9 protein-coding genes are annotated in these 11,662 nt (G+C 39.6%); 3 read left to right on the top strand and 6 right to left on the bottom strand.

Annotated features, from left to right (window positions below):
* Positions 1 to 6 precede the first annotated feature (6 nt).
* From ACEW8U_RS04380 to ACEW8U_RS04360, 5 genes are all read right to left on the bottom strand, one after another.
* Entirely contained in the window at positions 7 to 3,201 is a 3,195-nt protein-coding gene (locus tag ACEW8U_RS04380) for a CHAT domain-containing protein (RefSeq protein ID WP_373520817.1), read from the bottom strand.
* A complete protein-coding gene (locus ACEW8U_RS04375; protein WP_373520816.1) occupies positions 3,198 to 3,968 on the bottom strand; it encodes a tol-pal system YbgF family protein in 771 nt (256 codons plus the stop codon). Before ACEW8U_RS04375 ends, ACEW8U_RS04380 begins: the two co-directional genes overlap by 4 nt.
* A 10-nt stretch (positions 3,969 to 3,978) precedes the next feature.
* On the bottom strand, positions 3,979 to 4,536 hold the full coding sequence (locus tag ACEW8U_RS04370; RefSeq protein WP_373520815.1) for an RNA polymerase sigma factor: 558 nt from the start codon (positions 4,534 to 4,536) through the stop codon (positions 3,979 to 3,981).
* A gap of 119 nt (positions 4,537 to 4,655) precedes the next feature.
* On the bottom strand, positions 4,656 to 5,108 hold the full coding sequence (locus ACEW8U_RS04365) for a hypothetical protein (protein ID WP_373520814.1): 453 nt from the start codon (positions 5,106 to 5,108) through the stop codon (positions 4,656 to 4,658).
* A gap of 113 nt (positions 5,109 to 5,221) precedes the next feature.
* Positions 5,222 to 6,418: a serine hydrolase domain-containing protein gene (locus ACEW8U_RS04360; RefSeq protein WP_373520813.1), complete on the bottom strand. Its 1,197-nt coding sequence runs from the start codon at positions 6,416 to 6,418 to the stop codon at positions 5,222 to 5,224.
* A 158-nt stretch (positions 6,419 to 6,576) separates the two neighbouring features.
* Here ACEW8U_RS04360 and ACEW8U_RS04355 point away from each other — a divergent pair, with 158 nt between their 5' ends.
* From ACEW8U_RS04355 to ACEW8U_RS04345, 3 genes are all read left to right on the top strand, one after another.
* A complete protein-coding gene (locus ACEW8U_RS04355; protein ID WP_373520812.1) occupies positions 6,577 to 8,637 on the top strand; it encodes an alpha-L-fucosidase in 2,061 nt (686 codons plus the stop codon).
* A 237-nt stretch (positions 8,638 to 8,874) separates the two neighbouring features.
* Positions 8,875 to 9,429 carry a gluconate 2-dehydrogenase subunit 3 family protein gene (locus tag ACEW8U_RS04350; protein ID WP_373520811.1) on the top strand — a complete coding sequence of 185 codons (555 nt, stop codon included), beginning with the start codon at positions 8,875 to 8,877 and terminating at the stop codon, positions 9,427 to 9,429.
* Entirely contained in the window at positions 9,422 to 11,125 is a 1,704-nt protein-coding gene (locus tag ACEW8U_RS04345; protein ID WP_373520810.1) for a GMC oxidoreductase, read from the top strand. The genes ACEW8U_RS04350 and ACEW8U_RS04345 overlap by 8 nt, the downstream gene beginning before the upstream one ends.
* Before the next feature lie 158 nt (positions 11,126 to 11,283).
* On the opposite strand, the gene ACEW8U_RS04340 is transcribed toward ACEW8U_RS04345, so the two are convergent.
* The coding region (locus tag ACEW8U_RS04340; RefSeq protein ID WP_373520809.1) for a PIN domain-containing protein at positions 11,284 to 11,662 on the bottom strand (379 nt) is incomplete at its 5' end.

Below are 11,662 nucleotides of genomic sequence, written 5' to 3'. Positions count from 1 at the left end.
AAAAAATTAGCTTCGGTATTTTCCTATGAGAAATAAAAATGTGAGAAAAAGAAGTATTGCAAAGGTCCAGTAAATCCAAGAATTATTTTTATCCAAATCTGGTATAGGTTCCACATCTCCAAGCAATATCAATCCGGCCCAATACTGGGGAGAAAGGGTCCGTCCCTTGGCGGTAGAAAGGTATTTCAGTTTGGCTTCTTTGAGTGCCTTATCCTTTGCCATTCCTTCGGACAGAAACTCCAAAAAGTAATCTGTGATTTCCATACTGGATTTTTCGTCCACCTTCCAAAGACTGGTCAATAGACTTTCGGAACCTGCATATTGAAAAGCATGGGACAGAGATACCATTCCTTCTCCTGGCTGGTAAACTGGCTTGCCTGTTTCGCAAGCTGTAAGCATGGTCAGATTTGACTGGATGTCAGTATTGTATATCTGATAGGCATACAGGGCATTGTCTTCTTCCAAAAGGTCATCATTTTTGGCAAAAATAAGTTTGGAAAATACTGGGCTTAAGTTATTGGATTCTGCATGAGTACCAATATGGATGATTTTGTTTTTGGCCGCTTTTTCACGGAAGGCTTGAGCTGTGGATTCTTCATAGGCAAAGATGTTTCCATCAAAAGTTTTTGCTGCCTTATTGGCTACATTTATGGTAAAAGGCTGGGGTAAGAGAGAAAGATAGCCCTTGTCCAAACTCAAAGTATCGGCTACCGATTTGAGATAAGTTTCCTTCATTTTATCCAAAAAACCTGGAGTAAATGCCACATAATTGGCTTTAATATCTTTAGTACTTTTGGAAAAACCCAATCCCATGCTATACTGGTAAGAGATATCATGTTTGACAAGTAAGCTGTGTAAGAGGAATTCCCCATAGGTTTTGATTTCCTTTTCAGTCAAAAGATCAAAGCTCAGATTAAACAGCATTCCGTCAGGGATGATCAATACGCTGGATTCATTCAAGTTGCCCCCAAAAGGTTGCCAAAGCTGCTGATAAAGCTGGTAAGTAACGGCACCCAAAGCTGCTTGGTCATGCCAAATGGAAGGAAGTTTTTTGACCAATTCAGGGTTGAAATTCAAGGAGTAAAGTTTCTTTTTTCCCTTATTGATCACAATGACCTTGAGATTTTCTCCTACAAAAAGATACCTGACAATTTGCCGTTCTTTCGGAAAATCCAACTCCCCTTCATGAATGTCTCCATACCGGGCCTGATAATAGGCGGGATAATCGGATTTGAGCATTTTCAGATGTTCTTCCCATTTCGAAGAAATTTCCATAAATTCCTCCATATCTCCACCTTCAGAAAAGATGTATCCCAACTCATCCCTAATCATGGAACCTTCTTCTATGATGGACTCCGGAACTCCACTGAATCTCACCTGTCTTTGTTGGTTGAGCTGGGCCCGGATTTTAGAATACACACTGGATTCGTGGGTTGCGATCAATTGGCTCAGGTATTTTTCTTCCCCCGTTTTTTCATACAGTTTCAATTCTATCTGCTTGACAAAATCGATAATTTCCTGATTTTGGGAAAGCAATACGCTCAAATCCTCACTGTCTGAAAGCATGGCTTTACGCTTTTCCAAAAGTTGAAGGGCCTGTTTCAGTTCCGCCAACATTGATTCCAAATACTTGACAGAAGGATCTGTGGTGGTTTTGTAATCCGATTTCCATTTGAGCAAAAATGCCATGGGTTTTTCGTATTCTATTCTTACAGAATCGGTGAGATTGGTGACAGACCCCAAGAGGTTTTCAAGAATAGCCATACTTTCCTCTGCTGTTGATTTGGCGGAGGCATAATTTCCCAAATTATAGAACACTCTACTTTTATTGATTACCTGATGAAAACCGGGAAGAGATTTGATACCATTGATTTTCTTAATGTAATCATATCCCCTTCGTGACAATTTCTGCGCAATGCCAGTCTCTCCATGAAGAGAAAAAAAATCGGCAGCGTGGCCAAGAAAATCCAAATATACAAAGTCCATGGCCTCTGTATGGATTTGTTGAAAATACTGTAATGCTGTATGATAATGTTTCTTAGCCAAGTCTATTTCATTTTCTTGCTCAGCTATTAAGGCAAGCGTATGATAAATACCCCCTAACCGCAAAGGGAACTTTTCTTCTGTGGCATTGAATGCATCAATGGCTCTATGCAGGTATTTCTTTGCTTCTTCGTAATTCATCAAGAAACTATGAACCTGACCAACCATTATTAGACTCTCGATGATTTCAGGATGGCCTTCTGGAAAATATTTTTCCTTTTCCTTAAGTGTATGTTCATGGATTTGAAGTGCTTGGAGGTAATTCCCCATACTTTTATAAGTAATCCCCAAGTTCATCGAACTGTAAAAAATCGAAAGCATGGCTCGATCCCGTCTTGGGTCATCAATGGCTTGTTGGATAAATGCCTTGTTGGATACAATGGATGACTTGACCATTTTGACACTTTCATCGAGTTTGCCTTTCACATCATATACAGCTGCCAAATTGCCCTCAATCATAGCCCTTCGGTACAATTGGTTGGTAGGATTATCCTCCATTTGTCCCAAATACGCTATACCCTCTTTCCAATAATATTCTGCAGAATCCCAGATGGATGCAAACCAATATGAAACCCCCAGGTCATTGAGGATATTGAAGCGGCTATCAGAACTTGTATTCGGATCAAGGTCGAAGCCCTCCAAAGCTTTGAGTGTATGGTTTCTGGCCGTCTCTAAATTATCCATCCGGGTAGCAATCACACCGAGATTTCGCTCAATCATCGCCCATTCAGATGGGGTATGATCGGGGATTTTATAGGTTAGATCCAATGCGCTTTGATTGGCTTCATAAGCCATTTGCATCTTTCCGGCAAACATAAAATACTGATGTGATTCCAAATGGGCCTGTCTCAATACTCTGGGATCCTGACTTTTTTTGCCGATTAAATCCATCCAAAATTGAACCCTGTCCATCCCATATTCCATGTCTTTTTGTTTGTTGCCAATAAATCCTGCAAGAGAGACAAAATAGCTGAGATTCAAATAATCAGCATTTTTATTATAAAAGTTTGTATGTGTATCAAAGAAAATAATTGCACTGTCCAAATTGTCTTCGTTGATTGCTTTTTGGACTTCAGCCAATCGCTCATCAACAGTTTGCCCAAATAGAAGTATGGGCAAAAAAATCCATAAAAAACCAATGAACGCTGTCTTTTTCACTTTTTTGTTAGTTCATTCAACAATTCAATTGCGCGTGGATCTTGGCTTTGGCCCAGCACTTCTTTGGCCTCACCCTCTTTTCCTGCCAAGATATAGGCCAAGGCCAAATACCATCTTGCGTCTTCATAAAAGGCTGATTCTTCTTTGGCAACAACTGAGTCAAAAAAAAAGACAGCAGGATCTGTATTTTTGAGTGCCAAATGGGAAGCGCCAAGGAAAAACTGTAGGGTGTCGTTTTCTGGTCTGTCTTGAATTAATTTTTCCCAACGGGTAATTGCCTCTTGATAATTGGCTGATTTATAATCCACCATGGCCCTGTCAAATTCATAATTTGTCTCTGAGCTCATGGCTGTCACCAATCCCGGGTCTTCCTGATAATAGGCCATGAAGAGCCTTTCATTTGGATCAGACCTTAACAACAGCAACCAAGTAAAAAATCCAATCGTCAATAGCAATGAAGCAGCGATTGATAAGGGTTTCCAAGGGAATATTTTTTTATTTTTTTCTCTGTCAGCAGGTTCTGTAATCTCAGTAGGTTCTGGGGAATCCATCTTCAGTTCTTGATGAATTTGATCAAGATGATTTCTGAAGGCCGCTTCCTCAACCCCTTCCAAAATGACTTTCATGTCCTCCATCTTTTGGGAGAGTATTTTGTTTGAAGCAATTGTGTTTTCGAAAGCAATCTTCTCTTGGGCATCCATATGACCTAGGATGTATCTTTCGAACTTTTCAAATTCCTCTTGCGATATATGATTTTTATTTTCCAATTTGGGTTCTTTATTCTTTAGTAATAAGCATTTCTTTCAGTCGCTGAATACACCTGTATTTGTTGTTTCGGGCAGTAGCCTCGGTCCAATCAAATGCTTTGGCTATCATTGACATACTTTCTTTTTTGTAATAAAACCGGGTCAGTAGCTCCTTGCAGTTTTTCCCCAAATATTTAAATGAGTCTTCAATCTTTTTTAAATGAATTTCCTTTTCGTCATTTACTTCTTCCTCCATCTCGTAGAAATTTTCGAGAGGCACCGTCTTTTTATATTTTGGTGACCTGAGATGATCAAGCCATTTGTTTTTTGCTATTTGGTATAAATACCCGTTTAGGGCAGTTCCATTTTCAGTCGTGAACCTATCATTTTTAATGTTTTTCCAAACTGCTACTAGGGCCTCCTGAAATATATCTTTTGCTTCCTGATGAGTTCCATTATTGGAAAGGACATATTTTTCTACCTTAGGATATTGATCCTGATAGAATCCCTGAAGAATATCAGAATCATTGTTTTTGATTCCTTCAAGAATTTCAATTTGGGTGAGTTTTCTAAAAGTATACTGCTGCATAAGAATGAAAATTGCAGAAATATACACTTAAATGTTTTTTATCCCAAATTAAAGTTGTTTTATACGATTTTATTTTATCCGATTAATAGTTCTATTTAATTGATGACTTTAAATTGTCACTATTCCAGAACAGTCACCTCTATTTCTTTAAGGTTGGTTTTAGCATTTTGAAGCTGCGTTTGAAAGGTTTGATTCATTTGGTATTTTACTCCAGCTGAAACTCCAAGGCCCGCATAGGGTGAACCAATTAATATGACGAAGAATAAATTGTCACCCCTTTTGTCCAACTGATTGGCTCTTCTCACATTCGTACTTCCAAAAGTTCCATCTTCCTTAACAACCTTTATTTCATACCCATTGACATTGTCTCTTTCGGGAAATCCAGCTTCAAATCTTGCATTGGAAATATTAAAGGTACCGTTGGGATTTTCTTTGACAGGGATTATTCCTTCAATGGGTACTCTGAAAACTTTTGCGTTAAGCAGATCTTCGTTAGGCTCTTCAGTTTCACTACATGATATGGAGACAACGATAATCAAGAGAAAGGCTAATACAATTGATAATTGTTTCATTTTTTTAATTGTTGATTTATAACCATACATCGGTCCCATCAATAAAATGTCATCAAAAAAAAATGACCAAATTCCTTTGGCCATTTACTTTCAAAAAAATTCACCCTTAAGGTTTAAAACTGATCGATATCTTGATACACATTTGCGTTTTGGGAAACCAATGCATTGGCCAATGCAAAAAATTCTTGGTTGAAGTTATTCCATATGGTTGCATTGGTGTAATCCACGCAGCCATTAAATAAGAGCACAACCGCAAGCCCTGTGTTATTGTTGGTTTGGAATACAGTGCGTGTTCCAGGTAGGGCTCCGCTGAAGCTAATACCGTTTTGACTACGGGTAATTCCAAGTCCAAAGGAATTATTCAAGGGGTTGGGACCAGAACCTTTTACAAACTCTTCATAAATAGGACCTTCCAAAATCTGTTGCCTTCCAGGTCTATTGTTGATTGCCAATATAAATTTTAAAAGATCTTTGGCTGAAATTACCATTCCCCCATCACCATCACGTCTTTCAATATTGAATCCATATTCATAACCCTTGATATTTCCTATGCCGTAATATTTGACCTCATTGGGATGTCTTTCCGCTAGGTTTCTTTTTGCCATTATAGCAGAATTGATCCCAAGTGGCTCCAAAAAATCATCCTTCATAAATTGAAAGAAGGACTTTCCACTTATTTTTTCAATCACCCTCGCAGCTACAAAATAATTGGTATTGATATACCAATATTGAGTTCCCGGAGCATGTTTGAGGAGGGCATTGTCCAGCATCCAATCGAAAAACTGCTTGTTGTTCAAATTAGGACTGCTGTCAATAGCATCCCTATCATTGGCCAAAACCCATCCCCCAGTGGTCATATGTAATAAATGTCTGATGGTAACATTCTTTACTCTTTCGCTATATGCCTTTGTACCAAAATCATTTGCCAGTATTCCCCCATCACCAAAAACCTTGTCGTCCAAACCCAATTTGCCCTCTTGGACCAATCGGAGAATAGCTACTCCCGTAAATGTTTTGGATATACTGGCAATTCTCATGCGGTGGTCCGTGGTCATGGATTGGTTTGCTTCCACATCAGCCAATCCATAGGCTTTAGAATAGACCAGTTTACCGTTTTTACTGATGGCCAAGGTTGCACCGGGGTATTCCCATTTAGACATAAACTGCGAGATTTGATTGTCAATCGCAGCAATTTCAACTTGGGTTACCGGTTGCTGAGGTCCGGGATTGTTATCCTTGTCATCAGAACATGACAAAACAAAGAGACTGACGGTCAGAAGAATCAAGAAAGGTTTAGATAATGTTCTCATGGGGTTTTGGTTTAATAATGTATTCAAACCATCATCGTAATAAATTCCAATTGTCATCAGGTATTTAGGAAATATTTTATTTTACTTTTATAACCTGAAAATTCTTTGATTTAGGAAGAACTTTATTGAATTGTTATTTTGACTTTTCAAACCTGAATATGAAAAAATATCTCCTCCCCCTTTTTATTCTCCTTGCTTGCCAGGACAAAGATATAGATCCTCCAGCACCTGTCCATCCCATTCCTTCAGCCAGGCAATTGGCTCGGCATGAACTGGAATACTACGGTTTTGTCCATTTCAATATGAATACCTTTTCAGATATGGAATGGGGCATGGGAGATGAAAGCCCCCTACAGTTTAATCCCACCGAATTGGATACCAGACAATGGGCCAAAGTAGCCAAAGAAGCAGGTATGAAAGGAATTATCATCACGGCCAAGCATCATGATGGATTTTGTTTATGGCCTTCAGAATATACAGCGCATTCGGTAAAAAATTCTCCTTGGAAAAACGGTGAAGGGGATTTGATCAAGGAATTGGCAGAATCCTGTGCGGAATTTGGATTAAAATTTGGTATTTACTATTCACCTTGGGACCGAAATCACGCCGATTATGGCAAACAGGAATATATCACCTATATGCGAAATCAGCTCACAGAATTGTTGACCAATTATGGGGAGATTTTTGAGGTATGGTTTGATGGGGCCAATGGCGGCGATGGCTATTATGGAGGTGCCAATGAAACCCGGAGAGTAGACAAAAAATCCTATTATGATTGGGAAAACACTTTTGCCTTGGTCAGGGAACGGCAGCCCAATGCAGTCATCTTTGGAGATGCGGGTCCTGATGTTCGATGGGTCGGTAATGAACACGGATTTGCCTATGAAACGACTTGGTCCAATTTGCTTAGGGATTCTGTTTATGCAGGGATGCCCGAATATTCCGATCTGTACGCCGCAGGTCAGGAAAATGGGACACATTGGGTTCCGGCAGAGGCTGATGTGTCCATCAGACCGGGTTGGTATTACCATGCCTATGAAGACCATAAAGTCAAAACCCTGCCCCAGCTTTTGGATATTTTTTACAAAAGTATCGGTCAGAACAGTTCCTTGTTGATCAATTTCCCTGTAGACAGAAGAGGTTTGATCCATGAAAAAGATGCTGAGCAGATCATCAAATTATCCAAAAAAATTCAGGAGGATTTTGCCGATAATCTCATTACAAAATCCAAACTCACTGCCAGCAATACAAGGGGAAGAAATTTTATTATTGATCATGTCGCTGATGGAAATAATGAAACTTATTGGGCAGCGGAAGATGGAGTTATACAAAATGAAATCATGATCAAATTGCCTGAAGTCACTACCATCAACCGATTTATGGCGCAGGAATATTATCCACTTGGCCAAAGGATAAAAGCATTCAAGCTTGAAGCAAAAACAGAAAAAGGTTGGGCGTTGATCGCGGAAGGAACTACTGTGGGAGTGAAGAGAATACTGCGCTTTGATGATGTGGAAACCGATGAAATCAAGTTCAGCATCACAGATGCAAAAGCAAGTCCCACTTTATACAGTTTGGGAATTTATAATGCCCCTAAACTGCTGATAGAACCGATTCTCAAGCGAAGCAAATCCGGATTGGTGGATCTCAGTATCCCTGAAAGCAATGTGGATATTTACTATACTTTGGATGGATCTGAGCCGGATGAAAACAGTCAACAGTATGAATCACCATTTGAAGTACAGAATCCAACCATTCTGAAAGCCATCAGCTTTGATCATTCCAATTCCTCCAAAAGTGAGGTATTGACTACCTCATTGGACATTGGCAAAGCCAAATGGAAAGTTGTCCAAAATGATCCTAGTGCCGAAAAGGCGATAGACGAAGATCTGCAAACCTTTTATAAAAGCACCAACAATGAGATAGTGGTTGATTTAGGAGAAATCCACACCATCAAAGGTTTCTCCTATCTTCCTCCCCAAAACCGATATATGAGCGGGGTGATTTCCAAGTACTCCTTTCAAACCAGTTCCGACGGACAAAACTGGACAGAGCAAACATCTGGAGAATTTTCAAATATCCACAACAATCCCATTGAGCAAGGAATTCTGTTGAAAAATCCTATAAATGCGCAATTTATAAAGCTAGAGTCACTTCAAACTACTGATGGTCAATTGGCCGCATTCGGAGAGGTTGGCATAATAACCATGGACAATTAGATATATTGTTATCTGTGAAAATCAAAGTCCATTTGTGGTTTGAAAGATTAACCACAGATTTAGCAGATGGTCACAGATTTTTTTTAATCCAATCTATACCAAATCTTTCAAAACCTTGTCCATCTATTGTTAAACCGGAAAAACCAATTCAAATTCTTACCATCCTTAATTTAATGTTATGAAAAATGCCTATATCCTTTTACCTTAGGATTGATATTTCATCCAAATAACCACGATATGAAAAGAAGAGATGCCCTTAGGAGTCTGGCCCTCCTGACAGGAGGTCTGGTGTTGGTGCCTTCCTGTGATTTCTCCCAAGAAGATATTCTCAGCGCTTACCAAAACCTTGAAATCACCCCGACTCTCAAACAGCTTTTGGCTGCAATTGCAGATACTATTATCCCCGCTGGTAATCTAAAAGGTGCTTCGGAAATTGAAGTGCAGGACTTTATTCTGGTGATGGTCAATGACTGCATGGTAAAAGAAGCCCAACAAACTTTTATGTTTGGACTAAACGGTTTTGAAGATTTCAGTAAAAAATCCACAGGAAAGAAATTTGAAAGATTGACCCAAGAGCAAAGAGATGCTTTGGTTTTGGAAGGTTTATCCACTGGGGATGAAAGCCAACAATCCATAAAGGATTTTTTAAGGACTACCAAACGCTTTACCATTCAAGGTTTTATGGCATCTGAATATATGCAGACCGAAGTAAAACCCTATTCCCTAATTCCAGGTGAATATAAAGGAGATGTACTGATTGCCGACCTTAAACCTGAAAGAATCAATGGCTAATTTAAATATAGACGCAACAAAAGAAAGAACATTCCAGGCCATTGTCATTGGTTCGGGAATGAGTGGAAGTTGGGCTGCTAAGGAACTTTGCGAACATGGTGTAAAAACACTGGTCATAGAAAGAGGTCGTGATGTCAAACACATCAAGGATTATCCCACCACCAATATGCTTCCCTATGAATTTGAACATAGGGGACAGATTCCTCAGAAAGTTCAAGAAGAAAATCCCGTGGTCAGTCGATGCTATGCATTCAAGGAAGATGCCCAGCACTTTTTTGTGAAGGATAAAGAACATCCATATGTACAGGAAAAGCCATTTGACTGGATCCGTGGCTATCAGGTAGGAGGTAAATCACTGCTATGGGCAAGACAGGTCCAAAGAATCTCGGACCTTGACTTTGAAGGACCTGCAAGGGATGGCTTTGCTGTGGATTGGCCTATCCGATACAGGGATATTTCATCATGGTACAGTCATGTGGAGAAATTTGTAGGGGTGTCCGGGAATCTTGATGGGCTCCCAAATTTGCCTGATGGTGAGTTTTTGCCAGGCTTTCCTTTGAATGTGGTGGAACAGTATTTTGCCGATCAACTCAAAAAAAACTATGGAAACGATAGGCATATGATTTTGGCACGTTGTGCACATATTACAGGTAACTTGGATTATTATGCCCAACAAGGAAGAGCGAAATGTCAAAGTAGAAACCTTTGTCAAAGAGGCTGTCCTTTCGGAGGGTATTTCTCTGCCAATTCTTCCACAATTCCTTGGGCTGAAAGGACCGGGAATATGACCATGCGGACAGATGCGGTAGTCCATTCCATTATCTTTGATGAAGAAAAGGGCAAAGCCACCGGAGTAAGGATTGTGGATGCCCATACTAAAGAAATGGAAGAATACTATGCCGATGTCATCTTTGTCAATGCCGCCGCACTCAATACCAACTTGATTTTGCTCAATTCTACTTCCAATCGATTTCCAAATGGATTGGGGAATGACAATGGACTTTTGGGCAAATATGTGGCTTTTCATAATTACCGTGCAGGCGTGTCTGCCCAATATGAAGGACATTTGGAATATACGACCCAAGGAGGAAGACCTACTTCAGGATATTTTCCAAGGTTCCGTAATCTCCACAAGCAGGAGACTGATTTTCTAAGAGGTTATGCTGCTGGCTTCAGTGCAAGCCGTGGTACCTATTCCGACCAAAGCGGCATTGGGATGGAATTGAAAGAAAACTTATTGAACCCTGATAAATATGGACCATGGCATGTGGGTTCACACATGATGGGAGAGACCATACCCAAAGAAAGCAATTTTGTTGCCTTGGATCCCAACCAAAAAGATGATTGGGGGATTCCCCTATTGAAAGTCAATGTGGATTATGATGACAATGACGAGAAAATGATCAAAGATTATCAGGAACAGATGACCGAGATGTTTGAAAAAGCAGGTTTCACCAATATCAGACTCCGTGATGACAAGCGTGCCCCGGGTTTGGATATCCATGAAATGGGCGGTGTCCGAATGGGCAAAGACCCAAAAACTTCTTTACTCAATGCCAACCACCAATTGCATTCGGTACCCAATGTATATGTGACTGATGGTGCATCCATGACCTCTACAGCAACGCAAAACCCATCTTTGACTTATATGGCTTTTGCGGCAAGGGCAGCGCATCATGCGATGAAGAATGTTTAGGGATAAAAACAAAACCCCCCAGTCAAAAGAATTTTGACTGGGGGGTTTTGTTTTTAATTGGGTTACCAAATTTTGGTTTACTATTTTGATTTACGGACTTGTTGGAGGTGGTTAAAAACCACACACAATAGGGATTTAAGTTAAAAGTTAAATTCTGTTTATAAATTACCTCTCTCAGTGCGAAGAGCTAGTAATTCTTTAGTGTTTAGGAGTTTTTTGAAGTTAAGTTTTTTTAGTCCTTCATAGAGAACTTTGTCTCCTGTCCATAATGATGCATTTAAAAACTTTGCCAGGGCAACAAAATCAGTATCATCTATGTCAATTCCTTTTGTGATTTCTTCTGATTCCAACCAAGTTTCAATTGGAATAATTTCTTCATTTATAAACTTTAGCTTTGTAAGGACTTCTGCATAAGAGACTTGCAATTGCTCTTCTGAAAGCTTTGAAATATTTTTAAGACGTTCCCAATGATTATGGATTTCGTATCGCATATAACTACAGCTATAAAATTCAAAATGATTATCAGAGTTGAAAATA

Origin of the sequence: Aquiflexum sp. (assembly GCF_041751335.1) — a bacterium.
In the GTDB taxonomy this organism is placed as follows: Bacteria; Bacteroidota; Bacteroidia; order Cytophagales; family Cyclobacteriaceae; genus Aquiflexum.
Note: the sequence above shows the minus strand (reverse complement) of the source record. Positions and strands in the feature narration are given on the sequence as shown.